General features: G+C 38.0%; 26 protein-coding genes. 13 read left to right on the forward strand and 13 right to left on the reverse strand.

Features of this window, described 5'->3' with window-relative positions; all coding sequences use genetic code 11:
* Window positions 1-127: 127 nt before the first annotated feature.
* The 7 genes from H0184_RS23165 (at window position 128) to H0184_RS23195 (ending at window position 7439) form a co-directional block, all read left to right on the forward strand.
* Window positions 128-790, forward strand: coding sequence for a hypothetical protein (locus tag H0184_RS23165; RefSeq protein ID WP_221828910.1), 663 nt, complete (start codon window positions 128-130; stop codon window positions 788-790).
* On the forward strand, window positions 791-2494 hold the full coding sequence (locus H0184_RS23170; protein WP_221828912.1) for a GMC family oxidoreductase N-terminal domain-containing protein: 1704 nt from the start codon (window positions 791-793) through the stop codon (window positions 2492-2494).
* 67 nt (window positions 2495-2561) lie between these two features.
* Window positions 2562-3089: a DUF3231 family protein gene (locus H0184_RS23175; RefSeq protein ID WP_221828913.1), complete on the forward strand. Its 528-nt coding sequence runs from the start codon at window positions 2562-2564 to the stop codon at window positions 3087-3089.
* Between the two features lie 159 nt (window positions 3090-3248).
* Window positions 3249-3764, forward strand: coding sequence for a TetR/AcrR family transcriptional regulator (locus H0184_RS23180; protein WP_221828915.1), 516 nt, complete (start codon window positions 3249-3251; stop codon window positions 3762-3764).
* 147 nt (window positions 3765-3911) lie between these two features.
* Window positions 3912-4811 carry a hypothetical protein gene (locus tag H0184_RS23185; protein ID WP_221828917.1) on the forward strand — a complete coding sequence of 300 codons (900 nt, stop codon included), beginning with the start codon at window positions 3912-3914 and terminating at the stop codon, window positions 4809-4811.
* 317 nt (window positions 4812-5128) lie between these two features.
* Entirely contained in the window at window positions 5129-6733 is a 1605-nt protein-coding gene (gene dcuS / locus H0184_RS23190; protein WP_221828919.1) for a DcuS/MalK family sensor histidine kinase, read from the forward strand.
* Entirely contained in the window at window positions 6726-7439 is a 714-nt protein-coding gene (locus H0184_RS23195; protein WP_221828921.1) for a response regulator, read from the forward strand. Before dcuS ends, H0184_RS23195 begins: the two co-directional genes overlap by 8 nt.
* Window positions 7440-7475: 36 nt before the next feature.
* Here the strand turns inward: H0184_RS23195 and H0184_RS23200 are convergent, their stop codons facing one another.
* The 5 genes from H0184_RS23200 to H0184_RS23220 all read right to left on the reverse strand — a co-directional run bounded on the left by H0184_RS23200 (window position 7476) and on the right by H0184_RS23220 (window position 11631).
* Window positions 7476-8018: a chromate transporter gene (locus H0184_RS23200; protein WP_221828923.1), complete on the reverse strand. Its 543-nt coding sequence runs from the start codon at window positions 8016-8018 to the stop codon at window positions 7476-7478.
* A 21-nt stretch (window positions 8019-8039) separates the two neighbouring features.
* Window positions 8040-8663 (reverse strand): chromate transporter, encoded by a 624-nt coding sequence (locus H0184_RS23205; RefSeq protein ID WP_221828925.1) that lies wholly within the window; start codon window positions 8661-8663, stop codon window positions 8040-8042.
* 266 nt (window positions 8664-8929) lie between these two features.
* Window positions 8930-10183 carry a dicarboxylate/amino acid:cation symporter gene (locus tag H0184_RS23210; RefSeq protein ID WP_221828927.1) on the reverse strand — a complete coding sequence of 418 codons (1254 nt, stop codon included), beginning with the start codon at window positions 10181-10183 and terminating at the stop codon, window positions 8930-8932.
* 262 nt (window positions 10184-10445) lie between these two features.
* Window positions 10446-10988, reverse strand: coding sequence for a chromate transporter (locus tag H0184_RS23215; RefSeq protein ID WP_221828930.1), 543 nt, complete (start codon window positions 10986-10988; stop codon window positions 10446-10448).
* 19 nt (window positions 10989-11007) lie between these two features.
* Entirely contained in the window at window positions 11008-11631 is a 624-nt protein-coding gene (locus H0184_RS23220; protein ID WP_221828932.1) for a chromate transporter, read from the reverse strand.
* Window positions 11632-11880: 249 nt separating this feature from the next.
* On the opposite strand from H0184_RS23220, the gene H0184_RS23225 reads away from it, so the two are divergent.
* Window positions 11881-12789 carry a LysR family transcriptional regulator gene (locus H0184_RS23225; RefSeq protein WP_221828934.1) on the forward strand — a complete coding sequence of 303 codons (909 nt, stop codon included), beginning with the start codon at window positions 11881-11883 and terminating at the stop codon, window positions 12787-12789.
* A 61-nt stretch (window positions 12790-12850) separates the two neighbouring features.
* Here the strand turns inward: H0184_RS23225 and H0184_RS23230 are convergent, their stop codons facing one another.
* Window positions 12851-13000: a hypothetical protein gene (locus tag H0184_RS23230; RefSeq protein WP_221828936.1), complete on the reverse strand. Its 150-nt coding sequence runs from the start codon at window positions 12998-13000 to the stop codon at window positions 12851-12853.
* 94 nt (window positions 13001-13094) lie between these two features.
* On the opposite strand from H0184_RS23230, the gene H0184_RS23235 reads away from it, so the two are divergent.
* Complete coding sequence (locus H0184_RS23235) at window positions 13095-13502, forward strand: NUDIX hydrolase (protein ID WP_221828938.1); 408 nt, start codon at window positions 13095-13097, stop codon at window positions 13500-13502.
* Window positions 13503-13553: 51 nt separating this feature from the next.
* Here the strand turns inward: H0184_RS23235 and H0184_RS23240 are convergent, their stop codons facing one another.
* Both H0184_RS23240 and H0184_RS23245 read right to left on the reverse strand, forming a co-directional pair.
* The gene (locus H0184_RS23240) at window positions 13554-13823 is read right to left on the reverse strand and encodes a DUF3949 domain-containing protein (protein WP_313771819.1); all 270 of its coding nucleotides are present in this window, start codon (window positions 13821-13823) and stop codon (window positions 13554-13556) included.
* 23 nt (window positions 13824-13846) lie between these two features.
* Window positions 13847-14053, reverse strand: coding sequence for a zinc ribbon domain-containing protein (locus tag H0184_RS23245; protein WP_221828941.1), 207 nt, complete (start codon window positions 14051-14053; stop codon window positions 13847-13849).
* Window positions 14054-14192: 139 nt separating this feature from the next.
* Here H0184_RS23245 and H0184_RS23250 point away from each other — a divergent pair, with 139 nt between their 5' ends.
* Both H0184_RS23250 and H0184_RS23255 read left to right on the forward strand, forming a co-directional pair.
* Window positions 14193-14381, forward strand: a complete 189-nt coding sequence (locus tag H0184_RS23250; protein ID WP_221828943.1) for a hypothetical protein — start codon at window positions 14193-14195, stop codon at window positions 14379-14381.
* 331 nt (window positions 14382-14712) lie between these two features.
* Window positions 14713-14991 (forward strand): hypothetical protein, encoded by a 279-nt coding sequence (locus H0184_RS23255; RefSeq protein WP_221828945.1) that lies wholly within the window; start codon window positions 14713-14715, stop codon window positions 14989-14991.
* A gap of 139 nt (window positions 14992-15130) precedes the next feature.
* Here the strand turns inward: H0184_RS23255 and H0184_RS23260 are convergent, their stop codons facing one another.
* Together H0184_RS23260 and H0184_RS23265 are read right to left on the reverse strand one after the other, a co-directional pair.
* Window positions 15131-16135 carry a DUF3231 family protein gene (locus H0184_RS23260; protein WP_221828948.1) on the reverse strand — a complete coding sequence of 335 codons (1005 nt, stop codon included), beginning with the start codon at window positions 16133-16135 and terminating at the stop codon, window positions 15131-15133.
* 340 nt (window positions 16136-16475) lie between these two features.
* The gene (locus H0184_RS23265; protein WP_221828950.1) at window positions 16476-18311 is read right to left on the reverse strand and encodes a beta/alpha barrel domain-containing protein; all 1836 of its coding nucleotides are present in this window, start codon (window positions 18309-18311) and stop codon (window positions 16476-16478) included.
* Between the two features lie 203 nt (window positions 18312-18514).
* Here H0184_RS23265 and H0184_RS23270 point away from each other — a divergent pair, with 203 nt between their 5' ends.
* Window positions 18515-18955: a hypothetical protein gene (locus H0184_RS23270; protein WP_221829042.1), complete on the forward strand. Its 441-nt coding sequence runs from the start codon at window positions 18515-18517 to the stop codon at window positions 18953-18955.
* 96 nt (window positions 18956-19051) lie between these two features.
* On the forward strand, window positions 19052-19870 hold the full coding sequence (locus tag H0184_RS23275) for an HAD family hydrolase (protein ID WP_221828952.1): 819 nt from the start codon (window positions 19052-19054) through the stop codon (window positions 19868-19870).
* Window positions 19871-19918: 48 nt separating this feature from the next.
* Here the strand turns inward: H0184_RS23275 and H0184_RS23280 are convergent, their stop codons facing one another.
* From H0184_RS23280 to H0184_RS23290, 3 genes are read right to left on the reverse strand one after another with little or no spacing between them, the layout of a single operon-like run.
* Entirely contained in the window at window positions 19919-21790 is a 1872-nt protein-coding gene (locus tag H0184_RS23280) for a PTS fructose transporter subunit IIABC (protein ID WP_221828954.1), read from the reverse strand.
* A complete protein-coding gene (gene pfkB, locus H0184_RS23285; protein WP_221828956.1) occupies window positions 21787-22719 on the reverse strand; it encodes a 1-phosphofructokinase in 933 nt (310 codons plus the stop codon). The genes H0184_RS23280 and pfkB overlap by 4 nt, the downstream gene beginning before the upstream one ends.
* Window positions 22716-23465 carry a DeoR/GlpR family DNA-binding transcription regulator gene (locus tag H0184_RS23290; RefSeq protein WP_221828958.1) on the reverse strand — a complete coding sequence of 250 codons (750 nt, stop codon included), beginning with the start codon at window positions 23463-23465 and terminating at the stop codon, window positions 22716-22718. Before H0184_RS23290 ends, pfkB begins: the two co-directional genes overlap by 4 nt.
* Window positions 23466-23774 lie beyond the last annotated feature (309 nt).

The raw sequence follows: 23774 nt of genomic DNA on the forward strand, positions 1-23774 counted from the left end.
GCCATATTTATTTTAATGTAAAGATAGGAGTGATTTTCTTTACAACCTAAATTCCATACATAGAAAAACGAAAACATAAATATTAATAGGAAGGATAAGAACCATTCATGAATAAAGGGTGTGAAAAATGTTGGGGATTAGTGAAGGTGAACGATCCTTGAATCGTTATATCAGGTCCACTTTTCAGGCACTAGTTCATGCAATCATTCCACCCCATTATAGAAATAAAGATTTGTTTGGAACTGTTCAAGTGGCTGGAGCACAGGAATTACACGTTTATGAATATGTCATTTGGATATTAGAACATTCAATTTCCCTCCCGGTAAAAGAGCAGCTAAATTTAGTTAATGGTTCCATGTCTAAAGCGACTGCTGAATTACTGGACGCGGGAGCTGTTCAATTAATCCAGACGGGCCAGATTCTGTATCCTCTAAATGTAACTGAATTTTCTAGCGGGGGTCCATTTACTACGCTTTCTAAGGTGGATCGGTTAAGGGCTATAACCCTAATAGAACGACTTAATATTAATCTTGAAAACTTGAGCATTCCTTACAAAAGTAATCCGGAACTTGTTCGGGATATGATGGATGTACTAAATGAACTCACTTTGTTTGGTCATTATTCGGAGTGGACGGCGTATGGAACCACACGACTATTTTCTCCTGAATATAGAAGAGTGGAACATTTTCCACATGGATGGTACCAGACAGGATATCCCGGTCCATCATTTGGATATCGGGATTTTCGCGGATTCTTAGCAACATATAAGCACAAGAAGGTGGATGACTAAATGGCCAATCTGGACGTAATTGTAATTGGTGCAGGCGGCGGCGGTGCCGTTATTGCTAAAGAACTGGGAGAAAAGGGGTTAAATGTTTTGGTTTTAGAAGCTGGCCCCTGGTACGGGAATAAAAAGTGGCCAAATCCAAATTCACAGCAAGGAGCCCAATCTAGTTCAACATCAGAAGACTTGGACGTCATACTCTATAAACAATTGTTGAACAAGTTTGAAATGAATATGAATGATTTAGTTTCAGGAAGATTCCGTTGGGGCCCGGCAGATCGAAGTCGTTCTCAATGGTTTCGGAATGCTAAACAAAAAGGAATAATTTGGCAGTGTTCCGGTGTTGGAGGAACCACCCAAACCTATACGGCCAATTGTCCCCGGGCATATCCAGCGGCAATAGATCAGGTCTGGCCGCTTTCTTACTGCGAACTTGTACCATATTATGAAAAGGTGGAAACGACATTACCGGTGAACTTCGCGGCCACGACGGCAAAGGAAGAATTATTTTATTACGGTGCAAAGAAGGCAGGATGGAATTTGATTCCTACACTAGATGTAACAGTTCCAGGGTATAGACCGCAGCCGAATGCAATTTTGCCTCCCAATGAGAATATCACAAATCTAAACATCACGGTCGAACAATTGTCTTGGATGGAAGGTTGCACGCTTGCGGGCCACTGTATCAACGGTTGTCCGCATGGTCCATCTATAGATAAAATAGCAAAACGTTCCACAAATGTCAGCTATGTGCCTCTTGCCCTAAAGACAGGAAATGTCTGTATAAGACCAAATGCATTTGTTATAAAAATAATAACAGAAAATACCGTTTCAAAAGGGCTGCATGCAGTTGGAGTGAAAATAAGGGATACTTGGACAGGTGAGCAGGAAGAGCTTAGGGCTGAAATTATAGTCATGGCCTCCGGAAGTATTGAAAGTCCACGACTTTGGTTAAATTCGGGGCTTCCTGTAAATCCATGGGTAGGAAGAGGTTTGGTTAATCATTATATGGACTGGGTATCCGGGATATTTGATGAAAAGAATTTGATTCAAATATTGGGGACACCAGATGTTAATCCCTTTGTCGGGAATACATGCGGAGCAAGATTGGATTATCCCGGACTGGGTACCTTGCAGACGGTTGGGATGAGTCCGGGATTAACAGCTTCTTTTTATGGGCTGAGTGAGTCTGGATACTCTTTCCTGAACAAACCTAGCATGAATGATCCATGGGATATAAAGGGCCGTCTTTCAGGTTATGAATTAAAAGAAGCAATGGACTCCTACCGCAGAACTTTAAATATATTAGTAAGTACCGATGATGAGGTAGACCAGCGAAACGGGATTACTCTCGACCCTGTAATTAGTGATGAAAATGGATTTGTCCCAGTTGTAACGTATCGGCCAACTAAAAAATCCATTAGGAAACGAAGCGAACTGACTAAAATGGCAGCAGACCTATTACGAAAAGCAGGGGCAAAAAAAGTGATTTGGACAAATTGGCCAGCTGGAATGATGATTCATTTGGAAAGTACCATGCGGATGGGCTTTGTTGTTAATCAGGATTGCGAATCGTTTCAAGTAAAACGGTTATATATCGCTGACAATAGTGTTCATTATAATAGTTTGGGCGGAGTCAATCCTACCCTTACGACTCAGGCATTGGCTACCCGTACAGCGGAAAAAGTGGTTGAAAAGTATTTTAATTAGCATGCTTTATTAAATAAATGGAAAAGCTACCATCATAACATTTCTAAGTCTGGTGGGATTTTCTAAGATGAAAGTATTCGAAGTAATTCAAGATATATTTCAACCCTTTATGGATGGTGAGAAAAGACCTTTAAATGTCATGGAGGTTTCTAACCTATGGTTTTTCCTTTTAGGTACTGAAATTACCATGAGAAATGAGGAAATTGGGTACAATCTTGTCCAAGACCCGGAATTAAGACAAATTTTAAAGGATATAAAGGAAACTGTTCATATACCGATTAGAGACGAGCTTAAAGAGTTTCTGATGAAAGAAGGGGTTCCTTTTCCGCAATCAACCCCGGAAAAACCGGTAGGAGATTTTAAGAGTATTCCTGAGGGTGCGAAATTGAATGATGAAGAAATGGCGAATTTAATGTCCTATAATCTTGCTATGGGTGTTAATACTGCAGCCAAGGGGCTTACTGAGTCTATTCGAGCGGATGTGGGCTTGATTTTTTCAAAAATAATCCTGAAGAAAACAACAGCCGGCTTAATTGTAAAACAGTACTTGGATAAACATGAGTGGCTGAGAATTCCTCCATATTACAAAGCATAACTTGATTGAGAAATATGATTAAAACAAAAGGTCACAAAAATTTGTGGCTTTTGTTTTCCAAACAATAAATTGGGATTTAGACTTTTGCCCTTGACAATATTGTTGGATTTGCATAATATTTATTTATTAATCAATAAATAAATTAGGATGGTAGCAAACATGGCAGTCCGAGAAGATAAAAAGGAAATCATAATAGAAAATGCAGTAGGAGTATTTGCAGAAAGGGGGTATTATAAAGCAACCACTGCAATGGTTGCAAAGGCTGCTGGAGTGACACAGCCATATGTGTTTCATTTTTTTGAAAACAAAGAAGAACTTTTCAAAGCAGTTATAGATCGAGCATTTAGCCGTATTTATGATACTTTTGCACAAGTGAATGCACCTGCAGATCAATTAATCGAAACCATGGGGCATGCTTTTGAACAAATTATCCAAACCCACCGTGATGAAGTATTGATGGTTATGCAGGCACATGCCATTTCTGAATCGGGTATTCGAGAACATGTAAGCAGTATGTTTCTCAAAATTTTTGAATCGCTAACTTTGAAATTTGAAAATGCAGGCATTCCAAATGCAAGGGAAACAGCCTCCCAGTTTATTGGCAATGGACTATTAATTACGTTAGCAGAAGTACTGAAATTACCTCAGTTAATCGCTGGCATAGATAACTGTTAAAAAGGAGCAATTTGCGCTCTTTTTTATAGTATTATTTATTGATTAATAAATAAATTAAACTGTAATTTTTTTTTTTTTTTTTTTTTTTTTTTTTTTGAACTATTATTTATTGATTGATAAATAAATAAACTGGAAGAGGGTCCTTATATGTCAAAGTTTGCGAAGGCTAGTCAAATTGAAAATGAACCAACTGTTAAGCTGTTTGAAGGAGAAAGAGCACTAGTTATTATAGGTATATTCGGATTTATACTTTCGGCTGGAATAGCCATTTATATGTTTTTTCGAAGTTCGATTATCTTACCAGAAGGAAATGTGAAGGATGCCTTTTCTTTTAATGCAGCTATCGGAACTTATATTTTATCAATCGCTGCCATTCTGCCTTTAACTAGGTTTAATACAGCCAGAAGGAAAGTGGTGCGAGGGCTATTTATTTTTACAAGCTTATATTCTTATACCATAGAAACAGTTCAAAACTTTAGAGGAATAAGTCCGAGGTTTTCTCGTGAAGGAACAGTTGTTGATATGGCTGCTGGGATCCTATTTGGAGTTGTTTCACTGGTATTAGTTGGCTTGGCGGTAGTACTTACAGTCCATTTCTTTCGATTGAAAAAGCCTTCTCAACGCCCTTTGTTAATAATGGGGATCCGATATGCATTTATCTCGGTCTTAACAGCGAATATTGCGGGTCTATGGATGATTCTTCTCCAGGACCGGCTTACGGGAGTGACAGGAAATATAATTGTTTTACATGGAATTGGATTTCATGCACTGCAAACATTGATTCTGCCTGCTTGGCTATTGGAAAAGGCCGTGATAAATGAAAGGTTTAAACGAAGACTGATTCATGCTGGCTGTATTGCATGGCTGTTAATGATTTTTATGATAGGTATCCAAACTGCATTAGGGGAATCAGTTTTCGAGTTAACGCCATTACCAATTATTGCATGCCTATTCTTTCTAATCTGGTTTGGGACAGTAGTAGTTGCATGTATGTTGTCTATAAAAAAAAGAAAAGAGCTTACTGTTACTGCAAAGGTGCTGGAGTGACCGAAGTTGAAAAAGAAGAGGATACTCGGACACTGCAGAGGTGCTGGAGTGACCGAGAGTAAAAAAGAAAAGGGTACCCGGTCAATGCAGGGGTGCTGGAGTGACCGAAGGTAAAAAAGAAGAGGGTACTCGGTCAATGCAGAGGAGCTGGAGTGACCGAAGGTAAAAAGAAAAGTGTGCTCGGTCAATGTAGAGGGCTCGCAGTCACTATTTTTCCAACCATTTAAGCTTCTTTCAAAAAAAATAAATCTCCTAGTTCAAATATTGCTACAATAGTAGATAGAGAAGTTAAAGGTTCCAATTGCGGAGGTTTTTCGATGCGAACTCAACGTTTTAAGTTAAGTACAATCATTATTTTCTTCGTATGTTTGGTTGTACTGGTATCATTAATGATTACGGACTTATTGATCAGTAATACGGTAAGTGAAAATATTAGAAAACATCAAGATGAGAAAGCGAGGATGGTGGCGAGAACTGTTGCAACCTCTCAGATTATAATAGATGCCTTGGAGGACGACCAGAAAACTAAGGTGATTCAGGACTATACAAAGGAGATTCAATCTGCCACCGACATGATGTTTATTGTGGTCATGGACATGAATGGGATTCGGCGATCACACCCTAATCCAGAACAAATTGGCAAACACTTTGTTGGCGGAGATGAAAAGGAAGCACTTAAGGGGAAAGAGTACGTATCAAGCTCCCGCGGGACATTAGGAGAATCTTTACGAGCCTTTACACCAATCTATAACAAGACTGGTGAACAGATTGGTGTGGCTGCTGTAGGCATATCTCTAACTAGTGTAGAAGAAGCACTTGGAAGAAGCCATCGAAGTATTCTTACTGTCACGATATTAGGTTTACTTGTTGGGGTCCTTGGTGCTATTTTACTGGCTAGATATATTAAAAGAATCTTATTTGGACTTGAACCCTTTGCGATTGCCAAGATTTTTGAAGAGCGGAGCACGATGCTTCAATCTGTACATGAGGGAATTATTGCCGTCGATCATGAACAAAGGATTACACTGGTCAATCAATCTGCACGGCATATCTTTCATAAGGCAGGACTATCTCAAGACCCGATTGGCATGAAAATTCATGAATATTTGCCATCAACCAGACTTGATCAAGTTCTTGAGACAGGTAAACCTGAATTGGATGAAGAACAAATGATTAACGGCATTTCCATACTCGTTAATCGAGTTCCGCTAGTTGTGAATGGTGAGGTGGTCGGAGCCATTTCAACTTTCCGGGACAAGAGTGATGTCAAGCAATTGGCAGAGCAATTAACAGGCGTGAAAACCTATGCGGAAGCGCTTCGTGCACAGTCCCATGAATTTATGAATCGCCTGCATGTTATTCTTGGAATGGTGCAAATGAAATACTACAATGATTTGTCAGATTATATTCGTACGTTAGTTGGGCACCAAAATCAGGAGATTGGAAATCTTGCTCAGCAAATTAAAGATCCTGCACTGGCCGGGTTTCTTATGGGGAAATTAAGCTATGCAAGGGAAGAAAATGTTCAGTTAATGATTGAAGTTAATTCGGTAATTCCTGAGCCGGCGGACCCTAAGATTGTTCATGAGTTAATCACGATACTTGGTAATTTGATAGATAATGCCATTGAAGCGATGGCTGATTCTAGTGATAAAATACTTGATGTTACTCTTCAGTATTGTGATAAATTCTTAACAATGGAAGTTTTGGATTCTGGACCTGGAATTTCAGAAGAGTATCAAAAAAGTGTACTTGAAAAGGGTTATTCCACAAAAGGGGAAAATCGTGGCTATGGCCTTTATCTCGTTAAAAAAAGCATTGAAAGCTTAAGCGGGGAATGGACCATTGATTCTAAATTATTGCTAGGAACAGAGATTCATATACGCATTCCATACGAAGCAAAGGGGTGGAATCATGATTAAGGTTCTAATAGTCGAAGATGATCCAATGGTAGCGGAGTTTAATAAACGGTATCTTAAAGAATTGAGTGGATTTTGTTTATCTGGCATTGTCCATAACGTAAAGGATGCAAAAGAGTTTCTTAACGATGAACAGGTAGATCTGATTTTACTTGATGTCTATATGCCAGGGGGTAATGGTCTAGAACTGCTTCATTTTATTAGAGAACAGAATATTGCAGTCGATGTTATTTTAATTACAGCCGCAGCCGACACAGAAAAAGTTCAAACTGCACTTAGACTTGGCGCAGTCGATTATTTAATCAAGCCCTTTGAGTTTGAAAGGTTTAGCCAGGCATTAGTCCATTACCAAGAAAAAAATGCCCTTTTTGGCAGTAAAAAAGTTTTGAACCAAGAGGATTTAGACAATAGGTTACTACACTCGGAACAGAGACAATCTGGGGAATCAATAGAAGAATTGCCTAAAGGTTTAACCAGCAGTACGCTGCAAATCATCATGACCGTAATACAGTCAAAAGAAGGAAGCTTATTTTCAACCGATGAGATTGCTGAGAGTACTTTAATATCAAGAGTATCGGTCCGGAAATACTTGAAATATCTAACCCAGCTGGGTGTGCTCGAAGAATCGTTAACGTATGGGATTGGAAGACCCGTTTATTATTACATATTGAAAAAGGATAAGCTTAATCAAGTTTCTAATTATTTGTGAAAAAGTGGCTGCTGCCACTTTTTTTATGCAGATTTTTTAAGAATAGAGAGCTACACCTACTAAGCCAGAAAGAATAATCACATAGACCGGATTCCAACGGAGTTTAAATAAGGCAAATAAAGATAGCCCAAAGATGAGGATTAAACTTATCGAACGGAATGATACCTCTAGGATAATCATGTTACTAGCCAGAGCAAATTTAATAGCTGCGAAAATAATTAGGCTCGTAACGATAGGTTTTAATCCGTAAAACATTCTTTCAACGATTGGATTATGGTGGAGTTTAGTAAAACAGGCTGCCACCGCGATGACTAAGATTAGGGAGGGAAGCAAAATAGCAAATGCAGATACAAGTGCTCCGTTTATGCCTGCAGCTGAATATCCTATTAAAATAGCACTATTGGCTGCAACAGGCCCAGGAGACATTCCTGCAATCGCGATGATATTCGTCAACTTCTCTGCAGACATCCACCCGTATTGTGTTACTCCTGTTTCCATAATGGGTAACATCGCGTAGCCGCCGCCAAAGGAGACAAAGCCCATTAAAAAAAACGTATGAAAAAGTTCCCACAGTACCATTTGAGATACACCTCCTTGCACTTAAATACCAGCACCCATGTAATAATCAGGATTATTGGTGGGATCATCTTCCTTGTTTTTCTTCATCTCAGTGTCATATCCTAATTTTTTCTTTATATAAATGGCGATTATTCCAGTTATGGCTCCTAGAAAAATCACTAAAATCGGATGGATGAAAAATAGAAGAGGGACCCCGGCAGCCATGATAAAGAATGTAGTCTTATCTGTAATCGCTGTTTTTGCAATTTTAATAGCTGCGTACACAATAATCGCAACAATGGTGACCCGTATGGATATAAATGCCGCTTCTAATTTTGGATTGTCATGAATGTGAAAATAGGAAATCCCAAAAGCGAGAACAATCAAAAAGGTAGGCAGCGAAACACCAAACATAGCAGCTAATGCTCCTCTTATTCCTCCTATTCGGTGTCCGATAAATGTGGCAGAATTCACTGCAACCGCACCTGGAACCGTTTGAGATAAAGCAATGACATCAGTAATTTCCTCAGTTGTTAACCATTTCTTCTTATCAACAATTTCTTTTATGATTAAAGGGACCATCGCAAAACCCCCGCCAAACGTAACAGGGCTAATCCTAAAAAATGTCCAAAAAATCTGAAACAACAATCTCGTATCAGCCTTCATACATATCCTTCTTTCCACAAGGTCAAAAGAAAACAAAGTCCCAATCAACCTATGAGTCTAACAACATATATAAAGGTACCAAAAGAGAGACGTTGGGTAAATAGAAACAAATGTAAATTGTAATAGTTATTAATTGGTGACAGGCACCAAGGTGACACCCAAAGGGTGTTCACCGCCCGTGGACACTGTCCGCCTCAGGTGGACAGTGGAGAAAAGGGGGGAAGGGAATGAAAAAATGTGAGCCGGAGGGGCTCACATTTTTGCTCTTATGCTGTGATTTGTTTTTTGTCAGGGACTTCTTGGACTGGCTTGAATTCGCCTTCTGTTTTGGAGATGACGACGGTTGCTACTCCGTTTCCGATGAGGTTTGTGATGGCACGTGCTTCTGACATGAATCGGTCAACCCCTAGGATAAGTGCCATTCCTTCGACTGGTATGGAAGGGAAAACGGCTAGTGTTGCGGCTAGTGTAACAAATCCTGATCCTGTGACGCCTGCTGCACCCTTTGATGTAAACATTAATACTGTAAGTAGAGTAATTTGCTGCCAAATACTTAGGTCCACACCATATGCCTGAGCGATGAATAATGCGGCCATCGAGAGGTAAATGGAGGTTCCGTCAAGGTTAAAGGAATATCCTGTTGGAAGAACTAACCCAACAACGGGCTTTGAACAGCCGTAGTTTTCAAGCTTTTCCATCATTTTTGGCAACGCTGCTTCAGAGGATGAAGTTCCTACTACTAGGAGGATTTCCTCTTTTATATAGGCGATGAATTTAAAAATACTAAAACCGAACATTTTTGCAATTCCACCAAGTACGAGGACAATGAATAGAGTCATTGTCAGATAAACAGATCCCATTAATTTTCCAAGATACAATAGTGATCCAATGCCAAATTCTCCGATTGTATAAGCCATCGCACCAAATGCAGCGAATGGAGAAACTTTCATGATGATATTCACGATACCGAAGAAAACATCTGCACATTTTTCAAAAAACTCAATTACAGGTTTTCCTTTATTACCAAGGTGGGCCAAAGAAATTCCAAATAAGATAGCCAAGAGGAGTACAGGCAACAGTTCACCTTTAGCAAAGGCACCGATAAAGCTGTCAGGAATGATCGATAAGATAAAATCCATAAACCCGTGACTAGTTTCAGCAGCCTTTTCTGTATATTGCGAGATATCTCCTTTGCCAGCTTCCGCGTCAATCCCTTTCCCTGCCTTAATGACATTCCCTACAATAATACCAATGGCAAGAGCGATGGTGGAGACGATTTCAAAATAGAGCAGTGCCTTCCCGCCGATTTTACCAACCTTCTTTAAATCTCCCATACCAGCAATTCCAATTACGATTGTCAGGAATATAATTGGAGCAATCACCATTTTTACTAGTTTAATAAAAATATCTGCAATGACCTTTAGTTGTGAGCCAATCTCAGGAAAAACTAAACCGACTGATATACCAAGTAATATCCCTAGAATTACTTGAGTAGTGAGACTCTTAAAATTAATTTTCATTCTTCACCCTCCTAAATTGTACTTTTTGAAAACGATAACAATTTATTGAATTATCAATATATTACGATTTTGTGAACACTAAAAATAGTTTATATTACTTTAAAAATTGTTTTGTAATTAAAGTAAGTGAGGGAATGGAAAATATTTTTTGGGAGTTGTTTAAACCATTTAGGAGGGCTGCTGCCAAAGAAAAAAGCTGCCTTATTGACAGCAATCTAGAATATTATTTGTCTTGTGGTGAATAGGTCTTATACATCTAACATTAAGAATATAGAGTAATTCCAACCAAACCAGACAGTATTATAACATAAACTGGATTCCATTGAAGTTTTAATAAGGCAAATAAAGATAGTCCGAAGATTATTACCGTGCTGATATAGCGGAATGAAACTTGAAAGGTAATAAGGTTATTGGCAAGTGCAAACTTAAGTGCAGCAAAAATGATTAAACTTGTGACGATTGGTTTTAATCCGTAAAACATTCTTTCAACCACAGGATTATGGTGCAGTTTAATAAAAAAGGAAGCTGCCGTGATTACTAAGAATAGAGATGGTAGCAAAATGGCAACGGCGGATACGATGGCACCGCTTAGGCCAGCAGTGGTATATCCTATTAGAATCGCACTATTGGCTGCAATTGGTCCTGGAGACATTCCTGCAATGGCAATCATATCGGTAAACTGTTCTGTCGACATCCATCCGTATTTTGTCACAGCTGCTTCAATGATAGGAATCATGGCATAGCCCCCTCCAAAAGAGACAAACCCCATAATGAAAAATGTTTGGAAAAGATTCCACAAAACCAATCTGAGACACCTCCGCTTCTTAGATACCAGAACCCATGAAATAATCAGGGTTAGTGGTTAGATCCTCTTCCTTGTTATTATTCAATTCAATGCAATGGTTGAGCTTTCTTCCAAACGAGGTAACAATTATTCCAGTTATGGCTCCAAGAAAAATCACAATAATGGGATGAATGAAAAACAGAAGAGGCACCCCTGCTATCATAATGAAGAAAGTAGTTTTGTCATATATGGCCGTTTTTGCTACTTTAATTGCGGCAAATACAATAATTGCGACAATGGAAACAGTTATCGAAGTGAACGCCGCTTCTAACTTTTGATTATCCTGGATGTTAAAATAGAAAATTCCAAAGGAAATGACAATAAAAAAAGCAGGCAGGGAAACGCCAATCATAGCGGCAACTGCACCTCGTATTCCGCCAATCCTATGCCCAATAAATGTGGCTGAATTTACCGCAACGGCTCCAGGGACGGTTTGAGATAAGGCAATCACATCGGTAAATTCATCATTTGTCAGCCATTTTCTTTTTTCTACAATCTCTTTTATGATCAATGGGACCATGGCAAAGCCCCCGCCAAACGTAACAGGACTAATCTTGAAAAAAGTCCAAAAAATTTGTAACACCAACAAGCCTTTCACCTTCATAAAAATCCTTCTTTCCTTTAGGTTTTAAAAAGTACCCAAACCTTGTTAGAAATTTCATATGCATAGTTGGATATATTCCACCCTTAATTTAAGTTTCACTCTACTTATAAGGTACTAAAAAACGGCAGGATAATAAATTGCAACAAATTTATAGGGTATAACAAAATCTTATAGTTAACTGATTTTTTTATAGTTTTGGTATGTTACTATTTAAAATAATTACCTTATTTAAGGTTTGGAGGGAAGAAGTTGAACATAGAAAGCTTGAAAATGTTTTGTTTGGTCGTGGAGGAGGGCAGTATCAGTCAAGCAGCGCGATTAAGTTTTGTATCACAGCCTGCTGTAACGAGACAGATTCATCAATTGGAAGATTCATATGGCACTTTGTTATTTGACCGTACGGAGGGAAAACTAAGGGTAACAGAAGCCGGGAAAATATTATATCCTTTTGCGAAAGCAATAGTTGGTGATTTTAGCCGTTCAAAGGAAGTCATTAAACAGGCGATTGGCGAAAAAAATTTTAGTCTTAATGTTGGTGCTACCTTTACAATTGGGGAGTATTTATTGCCAAGTTTGTTAGGAAAGTTTAAAAAGAAAAGGCCAGAAATAAGAGTAGCCTTAACAATAAAAAATACTCCTGGTGTGTTGGAGGACTTAGCCAATGATGTGATTGACATGGCATTGGTCGAAGGAATTGTTGAAAGCAGTGACTTTATTGTTGAGGAATATGCAGATGATGAGCTCATTCTCGTATGTGCATCTGAACACATTTGGGGCAAGTCAATTCAGATTGAAGAGTTGTTAAATGAGAGATTGATATTGAGGGAGTCAGGTTCAGGAACACGTCTAATTGTTGAGAACATGTTAAGAGAAAATGGGGTTCTAGATAAAATTGACAGTTATATGGAATTAGGCAGTACTCAGGCAATCAAAAGTGCTGTAGAAGCAGGACTGGGAATTAGTATACTTCCAAGATTAACGGTAGAAAGAGAACTACAATTAAATCTGCTCCGTAAAATCGATATAGATGGTTTCACAATCGTGAGGAAATTATGGCTGGTAAAAAAGCGCCAGCGCTTTAACAAAACCGGGGTTTCCTATTTCGTTGAATTCATTCAAAATGAATCTGAAAAAATAACCAATCAAACGTTTGATTAAATCGTTAGAAGCGTTGGTATTTAGGGATTTAAACAACTAATCAAACGTTTGATTAAAAAGTTTACTGGTTTCCTTTTCCGTTTGAATCCTGAATTGAAACATTCTTCGGTCGTTCTGGATAGCCGTTCTTACCCGGATCATCTGGACCCGTTAGTTGGTTTCTTTGATTAAGAACCTTACCTGTGAATTCTATTGGATTATTTTTTGGCATTTTTGACACCTCCAAGAATAGTATGGTTGAAAAGTAAATGACAAATACAAAGATGTCGAGTAGATTATATTTAGAAGCCTTGGGGGGAGACAAAATGACAGCACCAAAACATATCGTTTCTGCAGCAGCCATTGTTTTAAATGAAAAGAATGAGTTATTACTGATTAAAGGACCGCGCAGAGGATGGGAAATGCCTGGCGGTCAGGTGGAAGAGGGGGAATCTTTGACGGATGCCGTGATCAGGGAAACAAAAGAAGAATCTGGGATAGACATAGAGGTAATAAAGTTTTGTGGAATTTTTCAAAATATCGATAATTCCATTTGCAATACCTTATTTTTAGGAAAGCCCGTCGGCGGGGAATTAACAACCAGTCCGGAGAGTCTAGAAGTAGGTTTTTACAAACTAGAAGAAGCTTTAGAAATGGTCACCTGGAGCAACTTTAGGCAAAGAATTGAATACTGTTTAGATGAGAAACAGCATCCTTTTTATATTGGTTTTTAGATACATAAAAAAAGTGGCTCCAAGTTGTGGAGCCGCATTTCTACGTTGAGGTTATCTTGCATTTTTTTCCCGATGTTTTATTTTATAAACAATCGTTGCTAAAATATTCGCGAGGAAGAAAATCATACTCCCCTGCACATTTGCATGTAATACTTGCTCTTCAAATTTCATATTTTCCATCATTTCACCCTGACTAACACCCTTTTTCTCATTCTCTTTCCGCATCTTTTCCATTTGCTCAACATATCGATACTGAAAAGGTATTAAAATCAAAGATAATAGAATGTAACCACCAACAAATATCATTAAAACCTCGCTCACCTGCATTTCCCCCTTTTTACTATTTATCCGCCAAAGAATAAATCTAAAATATTGGAGGAAGTGGATGATTTCTTATTATAGAATTCAGAGTACCCGCATTTTTTACAGAAGATAACAATAAAGGTGTTGTGTTGAACATCAAATAGTTTCGATAATCCGGTTCCGGTCATGGCCACTTCCTTTTGACCTGCATCTCTAGATCCGCATTTAATACAACCTTTTTCGCTCATTGCGATCCCTCCAATATTGAACCTTTCCATTTATTTACGTAAGAGATATTCAAAATGTTTCATAATAATCAAATATTTTAGCTTGTACCCTTACCTGAAAAAAGGTAAAATGCAATAAAACTAGAAAAGAGGGATGAACGTGGCATTTGATGTATCATTGTTAGGAATGGGGTATTTTAGCCTAGACGCTGCAGCCGTTGATAAAAGTCCAAGTGAAATGGTAATCACTGACGATAAAAAGGAAACTTATTACATTGTTTCAAGAGAAGTTTATGAAGATGGGCCGCAGCAAGAGGGATATAAAATTATCGTTAATGAAGGAGAGTAAGAACCTTCCTGGAAAATAGAAGATAGATTAATTTCTATCAACGATGATAAAGCCGTACCTATTATCGTAAAGGGTTCGGTTTTCGATGTTTCAAAATAATTAACACAAGAAAGGGCGTATGAATATGGCATACGTCTTTTTCGCATTTATTAACAAAACTACTTTCAATTTCAGTACGGTTTTAGTTCTAATATTGGTAGAATGATACGAGGTTCAAGGATTAACATCTGGTAGAGAGATTTTAAATTTTGGTTTAGTGAGTTAGTTGGGCAAAATCGATGAAAATACCCATTTGAACATATACTACTTATAGCAATAAGGAGATGAAAAAATGGAAGAAGATTTTTATTTTTCAAAAAAACAATTTGTAAAGGGCTTGATGATGCCGAAAAATATTGGCGGTTTAATGATGAGAAGAGGTGATATTTCGCTGGCTAAGGTTGATGGGGTTTGGAAAAAATACACCGAATCTGTACCTAGAGGAAGAAAACCTTTATCAAGTTATGATGATGTAGTTTTAATCGGTAGTGGAAAAGATGTTGAGATTGTACGTGAACAACTTTTACAAGAGCAAATAGAAGAGTTGATTAAAGAAACAGGCAGTGTATAAAACAAATAAATAAATGCAAAAGGGGCTAATAAAATGTAAAATTAGTCCCTTTTTCGTATCGTGAGGATGCTTGATATTCGAGATGTTCCTAATTTTTAATTAGTACCTAGAATTTAAATTAGCTCATTAATTTACCACACTAAACTTCTTTTGCAATTTCTTTTCTGTTAGGTGCAAGTGGCGGCTGTTCAAGCCATTTATTTTGTACCATAAGATTAAACCACTTTTTTGTAACCATAAGATTTTTTAAAATCACACTTTCATAGGTAGTGACTAAGTCTGTTCGCATAGCTGAAGCTAATCCTGCCCCATGATAGTTTTGCGAAGCTTGAGCCAAGAATCCAATGTGATACAACATTAACTTATCGGAAAACGGAGATTCAGTCGAGGTTGTTACCTCTGTTTCCCACGATTTTGGAACTGGTAAATTATCTGCTTGCATTATTTTTGAGAAAGTTTTAATCTGTCCATCTGATACCTTTTCGGAATCTGTTAAAAACTTTCTCACTTCTTTTGTTTGAGCGACTTGACTGAAAGCAATAGAAAGGGTTTTTGCCATGATGCTTTTTTTAAGGTTGAAGGAAATACTAATGATCTCGGTCGCTGCTAATTTTCTACCCTTTCCGAAAAATCCATCTATGAAATCTTGACTGGAAACATATTCAGGGTTTTTAGCTGGATAAAATAAAGGGTCTCTCTGAAAATTCCCTTTCTCCAGCAATAGCTCAATCGTTTGGTGATACATCTTTTTAGCATCGTTATCGCATTCGTCGTAAAAATCTCTTAAGTCTTTTCTAACAGAAACACCTAAAGATGTGCTATGCCCTAGCAAACCATGTAAGGTCATGACATGTAAATAATTTAGGCAAAATATATCTGTGAACAATCTTGGTTTGCCTTCAAAGAGATCAGAATCCGTAAATCCAATTGGAACCGGAAACCCCTCATTCTCCATAGAATCTACGATTTGTTGCTTTTGTTTTTCGAAAGTTTTAATAGCAACCTCAAAGATAGCTTTAATCAGCTCGTCCTCAATAATAGAGAACATATATCTATTTACTACATCTGTCATTGTACCATTAACGAACTCTCCCCACAGTGTTCCGATTTCGGAAGATGTGAGTTTTAATTTATTCCCATCCACTTGACCACCTCAATTGTATTTCAAATTTTTCTTTTGGAATCGTAAATATACTTAATTATTGTATCCAAATTAAAAATTTCAATGTGCTGCTTTTGTGCAAAAGTGAACTGCAAAGGTAAGCACTTCTAACTTTCCATTTCTAGTTAACAACGTTTTTAGTAAAGGTTTGTGAAATGTCTCACTTTAACTAACGCTTTAGTTAAATAAGGTTTAAGTACTCCTAATAAAAAAACCCGCCAATTGTGCTATGGCGAGTTTTGCATGTATATATACATTTCGGTACTTATTTTTTAGAAAAGCACCTCAAAACGGTATCCTTTCCCATTATCGATACGGCTTCTTATTTCTTTTTTAAGAAAGGATAAGACAATACTAATCCTAAAAAATATAAAAGGATTAAAAGGTAAACAGGAAGCAGATGAATAAAGGTTGTGTAGCCAATATAAAAGTGCGTACCAATCCCCGCGATAAGCGCAGGTAAAGCTCCTATAGCAAGGGTATTCCAAATCCAGCTTTCCCCTTTTCTGAAACCCCACAGTGATAGCATGAGAACAAGCATACCAACACTTACAAGGGCACTGCCAAACCCTGCACGATCATGTGCGATAACAGGAATCAAATTATCACTAATAGCTTCTAACATTTGAGGTGACATACACAAGAAATTCAAGTCTGTTGAAACAAATACTTTGGATACTCCTATTGTGGAAATAACAATACCGCCTGCAATAATCAGAAATCCTAGGATTATAAACATGAGCTGTCCATAAAGTCCAATTTTCCACGCTCTTTCATTGCTGCCATGATTAGAAAAGGGGGCACCTATAACTCTTTTTCCTTCCCTAAAGCTAAAATAGTATATAGGCAATAAGATTAGCCAAAATAATCCGTGCAGCCAGTCAAAGTAACCGTAACCAATCGATAGGACAATACCTATAAATCCTGTGATTGCTGCATTATGAAAAGCAATCTTAGCCCAATGCAGGTTATTCCTTATTCCATAGCGTGCAAGCTGGATATACAATATACCTCCTGAAATCATGGTTCCAGCCAGCGCCATTCTATCATGTGACATAAAAGCTAGAATGAGTGGATTTACTTGTAAAATATCGTCTCTTGTCAAACCAATAAAGGATTCATCATAAGGAAGGATGATACTCGTAAAGGCAAAATATAAGGCAATGATTCCTCCAATAAGGATGGATAGCCCAAATAGAAATGACCAATACCAGTTTTGATTGAGATTAGGTCGAATTTCTTCATATAATAATCGTTCATGAATCCGTTTTGGTAACCCTGGGCCGGTCTTTACATAGCCTTCTGTCAGCAGCAGTAAATCTGCACCTGCAAGAATCAACGTACAAGCTTCTTCTGGAGTCTCCACCCCTCCAGAGGTTATTACGATTAGCTCAGGATGCCGATTTTTAATCAGTTTAACTGTTTTACCCAGGTATTCATTGGCATTTGCAGCTTCATGCCAATAGCTGCCCACAGATTGACGAGGAGCATTTACGACTATTCCGCCAATACTTGTCTGCCGCTTTATTATTTCTCCCATTTCATCTTCTTTTTTGTTCATTTCATCAGCGCAAAATGATACATAAAAAGGACGCTCCATGGCAGCGGCATTTTTATCTAGAAATGAATGAATCTGTTCACTAGTTCCGATAAAAGCATCCACAAAAGGTGTTAAATGCTGCACAATTATATCCCATTCATTTTTGTTTACATGTTCATCAATTTTAGCAAATATAGGGATTTTCATATCTAATTTCGTTAATCTTTTTATGACTAGTTTGAGTGGAACCTTCTCATGATGCTCGGAAAATAGAAAAGTGTTCCTTTCCATTCTGGGTTCTATTTGTACTATAGGTTCGTTTAGCACGATGGGTCCAATTTCTAAAAAACCAAAGCCTAACTCTTGAAAGGCGTTACTGCCCGTCAAATTAGGATCTATATGGCCGCTTAATCCTACGGGAGAAGGGAAGCAAGTATGGTTTAATTCTTTTTGAAACTCCTGCGGCGGTTTCATATGTCCTAAAAAACCAATAAGTTTCCGGCCGCCAGGAATGGAGGCAATGGTGCTCATGGATTTATGAATAAACTCCCGGCTTGTTTTCGGCCTTATTTTATCAAGAATAAGCTTTTTGAGTGGGTGATAAGACCAATCGGGCATTAACAACACCTTCTATACATAAATTTTCTCGGTTTTGTATTTCAGTAGTAAAGCTCCTAACGTGGATAATAATAACAAGGATTATAAATATTGTAAAATTAAGAAAACTCCCATCTAGAAAAACTAATCAAGCGTTTGATTAAATTTTGTAATAAAAGCATAGTCCTCTAGGAGACCCTAATAATGGGAGGGATGTGCAGGTGATGTTTTCTTTAAAAGGGGATGCCCACAAGGTTTTTCTGCGATTGAAAAAAACGATCCATAATGGCGATATCATCAGAGAAACAAAGGAGTTTAAAGAAATTGAAGAGATTCAGACTCTTTATCAATCTCTGGATAGCGATACACTGCAATTAATTCATTACCGAATGATAAAAGAATACAACGGATCAGGTATAATTCCAATCTTGGTTTCCTCTGCTCCCTGGTTGTTACTGCTATTCTCAAAGCAATTAGCAAATTATCTATTCAAAGATGGATCCTGGCTTTGGGCTGGTTTTTGTATCGTCTACCTGCTTACATTAGGGATAAGTGTAATGATCCATTTTCGTGAAAAAGCATGGGCAGCTTTTCATATGGAAATCATTCAAGATATATTAAAGGAAAGAAAAAATAAAAAGGATCAGGGGCAATCCACCAACTAAGGCCCCTCATCTTCGTGTGTCTTCCAAAATTAAACTTTTTTTAATCGTTCAAAATCTGATATAGTAGTCTTTGAGATAGATAGGGAGGACTACTATATGAAATGTTTCTCAATCGATTTAGACGGCACGTTATTAAATTCTGACCATGAGATAACTGAAGCTAACCTGCAAACGATAAATGAATTACAAGAACAAGGTCATGCTGTTATTTTGAACACAGGCCGTGCTTATGGTGATGTTATTAAAATAGATGCATTACAAAATTTAGAGATTCCTATTTTTTGTGTGAACGGATCTGTATTATTCTCTGATAAAAGAGAGCTTCTATATGAGGCGACTATATCGATTGAAACGTACAAAGAACTGTTTCCAATCTTAAAGGAATTAGGTGTTGGTATTTTAGTCTATACCAATTATGGCGGCTTTCCATCTACCTTACCGCCGCTGCATAAAAAAAGCAAAGAAGAGCTCAATACTCTATTTGAAGAATTTAATTACGATGAGATTCTTGAAAAAGACCAGTTGAAAATTTATAAATTAATTGCTTTAACACATCATGATGAATTAGAAAAAGTCGAAGAGGTTAAAAAGGCCCTTGAGGGTAAATTTGCTATTTCAATGGCTTCTTCCTTCCCAAATAATGTAGAAATCACTTCAAACGAAGCGCATAAAGGAAAAGCATTATTGCGTTACCAGAGCATGTTGAATCTTGACTTTGAAGAGATTATTGCATTTGGTGATGGCGGCAATGACCTTGCAATGTTCGAAGCAGCAACGACTTCTGTTGCAATGGCAAATGCACCGCTTCATGTACAGCAGGCAGCAGACATTGTGACAAAATCAAATGATGAAGATGGATTTGCCTATGCAGTCCGTCAATTGCTTAATCTTCAAACTGAAGCAATCGTAAAATAGTAAAAAGCCCAATTTCCCATAAATAAAGGGAAATTGGGCTTTTCGTTTTTAATTGGATACGGGCTTCTTTAAGAATCCCATTAATAATGCGGACACAATTGATCCAATTACCACTGCTAATAAATACAACAACCAATTGCCATCAACAAGCGGCATAACGAACACTCCGCCGTGCGGGGCACGAAGTCCAATACTGAACATCATCGATAAAGCACCGGCAATAGCCGAACCAACCATTACAGAAGGAATGACACGTAGTGGGTCAGCTGCGGCAAATGGAATCGCTCCTTCAGTGATAAAAGAAAGTCCCATGATATAGTTTACTTTTCCTGCTTCTTGATCTTGTTTGCTAAACTTCTTTTTAAACAATGTTGTAGCAATCGCTATGGCTAATGGAGGAACCATACCAGCAGCAATAATTGCGGCCATTGGTTCATAGACACCATTTGCTAACAATCCTGTACCAAACACATAAGCAGCCTTATTGACTGGACCACCCATATCAAATGACATCATCAATCCTAAAATAATTCCAAGTAAGACAGCATTTCCTGTACCTAAACCAGATAACCACTCAGAAATGGCAGTATTTAACGCTCCGACAGGCTTATTTACAACAAACAACATAATGAATCCAGTTAAAGCGATACCTAGCAATGGATATAAAAGAATCGTTTTAATTCCTTCTAAGGAAGCAGGCATACCAGACAATACCTTTTTCAAACCGACAACTAGATAACCAGCTAAGAAACCTGCAACCAATCCGCCTAAAAAGCCAGCGCCGCCGCTCGTAGCCAGCATACCGCCGACCATACCTGCTGCAAAACCTGGACGGTCCGCAATACTCATGGCAATAAATCCTGCTAAAATAGGAACCATTAAAGCAAATGCATTTCCTCCGCCAATCGTCATTAATGCTTCAGCAATAGGATGATAGGTTGGATCATCTGGATTTGCTGCATTTATTCCGAACATAAAGCTGATTGCGATTAAGATACCGCCGCCGACAACGAACGGTAGCATATTCGAAACACCGTTCATTAAGTGCTTATAAATAGTCGAACCGACACCTCTGCCAGTTTGTTCATTCTCTCGACTAGATTTTCCGCTGCCGCTATAAATAGGAGCATCCTGCTTTAACGCTCTTTCGATTAGTTCCTTTGGTTTACGAATTCCATCAGCGACCGCTGTTTCAATTACATGTTTGCCATTGAATCGATTCATTTCCACTTTTGTATCTGCTGCAACAATTACGGCAACAGCATTTTCAATTTCTTCTGCAGTTAAAACGTTTTTAGCACCGCCGGAACCGTTTGTTTCGACCTTAATATCAACACCCATTTCCGCTGCTTTTGCTTTTAGCGAATCCGCAGACATATAGGTGTGGGCAATTCCTGTTGGACAAGCTGTAACAGCAACAATAAATTGTTTCTTGCCAGCCATAGATTGTTCTTCTTCTTTTTCTTCTTGATCATAAGAATTAATAATCGTTATGACCTCATCAGCACTTTTAGCTTCTAAAAGCTGTTTGCGTACTTCATCTTTTAATAAAATGGTTGAAAGACGAGAAAGTGCTTCTAAATGTGTATTATTTGCTCCTTCTGTAGCTGCAATCATAAAGAACAGGTGAGAAGGCTGGCCATCGAGAGATTCATAGTTTACACCAGCTTTTGATCTTCCGAACGCAATAGCTGCATGTTTAACCGCATTAGTTTTGGCATGGGGGATGGCAATCCCTTCACCAATCCCAGTTGTGCTCTGCTCTTCTCTTTTAATAATAGCCTTTTTATATTCTGAACGATCGTTTAACTTTCCTGCAATATCTAAAACACTTACTAACTCTTCAATTGCACCGGTCTTTGTTGAACTTGTTAATGAAAGATTAATGGTTTCTTTTGTTAATAGCTCTGTAATCCTCATCGTGATTCTCCTCTTAGGTTTGACTTTTCTACTATTACTTGAGGGAGCAAGCCTTCCATTTTCTCACGTGTGCATAAACCGATTGAAAAGGCAGTCGCACTGCCAGCGGCCACACTAAAACGAAAAGCTTCTTCTACCGATTTTGTTTTTTCATAGGTTGCAATGAAGCCCGCTACCATGGAATCTCCCGCACCAACAGAGCTTTTTACATCACCTTTTGGGGTAGTGGCGATTAAGGCGAGGTCCTTATTAATAAGAACAGCTCCCTTTTCAGCAAGAGAAACAATTACATTTTGTGCACCTTGTTTGACAAGCTCTCTGCCATAAGGAATGACCTCTTCACAAGAGTTGATCACTGTATTGAACAAATCACCGAGCTCATGGTGATTTGGTTTTATTAGGAAGGGCCCTAATGGAAGTACTTTCTTAAGCAATTCGCCCTCGGCGTCGACAACAAACCTTGTACCATTTTCATTACATAGTTTGACAAGCTCTTCATACGTACTTTTTGGCATAGTGGATGGGATACTGCCGGCAAGTACAAGTATATCTTCGCTTGTAAGTTCGCGAATTTGTGCTTTCAGGGCTTCAAGGTTTTCTGATGTAATATTTGGACCTTTAGCATTGATTTCTGTTTCTTTGTCGGACTTAATTTTTACATTTATTCTTGTATCTTCATCGACTTTCACAAAGTCGGATTGTATACCCTGTGAAGTTAAGAAACCTTCTATATAGCTTCCGGTAAAACCGCCTAAGAATCCAAGAGCATGGCTATCAACATCTAATCGTTTTAATACTTGAGAGACATTGATTCCTTTGCCGCCTGGAAATTTGGTTTCATTTTTTGTTCGGTTTAATTCACCAAGTGTTACTGTATCTGCTTCTACGATGTAATCAAGTGATGGGTTTAACGTAACGGTATAAATCATGATGTAACCACCTTAATGTTAGTCTTACTATGGTATTGCTCCTTTGTATCAGGGTCTAATTCATTGGTAATAATCGTTGCCTGATGCAGGTCGGTAATTTTTGAAAAAGCAACTTCTGAGAACTTGGATTCATCTGCAACTACATAGGCTTCACTCGATAAAGAAATCGCCAGCTGCTTAACCATTGCCTCTTCAGGGTCAGGAGTAGTATATCCGAATTGTGAATGAATTCCGTTCACTCCCATAAAACATTTATCGAATCGGTAGTGTTCAAGACTATCTAATGCTCCGCGTCCAATCAAGGCTTTCGTGGTGGGTTTCGCAAATCCGCCTATTAAAAATGTTTTTATATTTTTTTCTAGAAGTTCACTTGCATGTGATAATCCGTTGGTTACAACGACGATATTATCTGGAAGAAAAGGAATCATTTCAACGATCGTTGAACCTGCATCTAAATAAATACAGTCACCTTCGCTCACCAACCCTGCAGCATATTGAGCGATTCGACGTTTTGATTGAAGGTTTTTGGAGGATTTCTCCGTCATGCTTGGTTCCTGAAGCTTTCCTTGGAGCCGAGCAGCACCTCCGTGAACCCGTTTTAAAAGTTTTCCTTGTTCTAACTGTATAAGATCTCTTCGGATCGTTGATTCTGAGGAATTCGTTAGTTCGACGAGTTCTTGAAGTTTAACAGAACTCTTTGTTTTTAATGCATCTAAAATGATTTGATGGCGTTCTGGCTCTAACATTATCATCGCTCCCTAAAACGCTTTCATGTTTTGTGCTACTTTCATATTACTACTAAAAACAATTAAAATCAATCATAAAAATTCAAAAGAATTCTTTTCCGTTCAAAATACGCCAAATAAAAAAGGATGCCTTTAAGCATCCTTGTAAAAAGTAGTATTCCCAAAATGAATTTAATATTGCTTTTGCTATTAGACAATTCCCCCTAAAAAATAGTAATACCAAAACATATTTCATAGTTTAATAATACTAATACTAATTGAAGAGAGTGGAGGTGGTGAACATTTATTGAACATTTTAGATTCCTCTTA

It is taken from the genome of Neobacillus niacini (genome assembly GCF_019749295.1).
Lineage (GTDB): Bacteria > Bacillota > Bacilli > Bacillales > Cytobacillaceae > Neobacillus > Neobacillus niacini_D.

Excerpts from the sequence above, each read along its gene's own strand:
- H0184_RS23165 (WP_221828910.1), top strand. The coding sequence starts at position 128 with ATGTTGGGGATTAGTGAAGGTGAACGATCCTTGAATCGTTATATCAGG.
- H0184_RS23170 (WP_221828912.1), top strand. The coding sequence starts at position 791 with ATGGCCAATCTGGACGTAATTGTAATTGGTGCAGGCGGCGGCGGTGCC.
- H0184_RS23175 (WP_221828913.1), top strand. The coding sequence starts at position 2,562 with ATGAAAGTATTCGAAGTAATTCAAGATATATTTCAACCCTTTATGGAT.
- H0184_RS23180 (WP_221828915.1), top strand. The coding sequence starts at position 3,249 with ATGGCAGTCCGAGAAGATAAAAAGGAAATCATAATAGAAAATGCAGTA.
- H0184_RS23185 (WP_221828917.1), top strand. The coding sequence starts at position 3,912 with ATGTCAAAGTTTGCGAAGGCTAGTCAAATTGAAAATGAACCAACTGTT.
- dcuS (WP_221828919.1), top strand. The coding sequence starts at position 5,129 with ATGCGAACTCAACGTTTTAAGTTAAGTACAATCATTATTTTCTTCGTA.
- H0184_RS23195 (WP_221828921.1), top strand. The coding sequence starts at position 6,726 with ATGATTAAGGTTCTAATAGTCGAAGATGATCCAATGGTAGCGGAGTTT.
- H0184_RS23200 (WP_221828923.1), bottom strand. The coding sequence starts at position 8,018 with ATGGTACTGTGGGAACTTTTTCATACGTTTTTTTTAATGGGCTTTGTC.
- H0184_RS23205 (WP_221828925.1), bottom strand. The coding sequence starts at position 8,663 with ATGAAGGCTGATACGAGATTGTTGTTTCAGATTTTTTGGACATTTTTT.
- H0184_RS23210 (WP_221828927.1), bottom strand. The coding sequence starts at position 10,183 with ATGAAAATTAATTTTAAGAGTCTCACTACTCAAGTAATTCTAGGGATA.
- H0184_RS23220 (WP_221828932.1), bottom strand. The coding sequence starts at position 11,631 with ATGAAGGTGAAAGGCTTGTTGGTGTTACAAATTTTTTGGACTTTTTTC.
- H0184_RS23230 (WP_221828936.1), bottom strand. The coding sequence starts at position 13,000 with ATGCCAAAAAATAATCCAATAGAATTCACAGGTAAGGTTCTTAATCAA.
- H0184_RS23235 (WP_221828938.1), top strand. The coding sequence starts at position 13,095 with ATGACAGCACCAAAACATATCGTTTCTGCAGCAGCCATTGTTTTAAAT.
- H0184_RS23245 (WP_221828941.1), bottom strand. The coding sequence starts at position 14,053 with ATGAGCGAAAAAGGTTGTATTAAATGCGGATCTAGAGATGCAGGTCAA.
- H0184_RS23255 (WP_221828945.1), top strand. The coding sequence starts at position 14,713 with ATGGAAGAAGATTTTTATTTTTCAAAAAAACAATTTGTAAAGGGCTTG.
- H0184_RS23265 (WP_221828950.1), bottom strand. The coding sequence starts at position 18,311 with ATGCCCGATTGGTCTTATCACCCACTCAAAAAGCTTATTCTTGATAAA.
- H0184_RS23270 (WP_221829042.1), top strand. The coding sequence starts at position 18,515 with ATGTTTTCTTTAAAAGGGGATGCCCACAAGGTTTTTCTGCGATTGAAA.
- H0184_RS23275 (WP_221828952.1), top strand. The coding sequence starts at position 19,052 with ATGAAATGTTTCTCAATCGATTTAGACGGCACGTTATTAAATTCTGAC.
- H0184_RS23280 (WP_221828954.1), bottom strand. The coding sequence starts at position 21,790 with ATGAGGATTACAGAGCTATTAACAAAAGAAACCATTAATCTTTCATTA.
- pfkB (WP_221828956.1), bottom strand. The coding sequence starts at position 22,719 with ATGATTTATACCGTTACGTTAAACCCATCACTTGATTACATCGTAGAA.
- H0184_RS23290 (WP_221828958.1), bottom strand. The coding sequence starts at position 23,465 with ATGTTAGAGCCAGAACGCCATCAAATCATTTTAGATGCATTAAAAACA.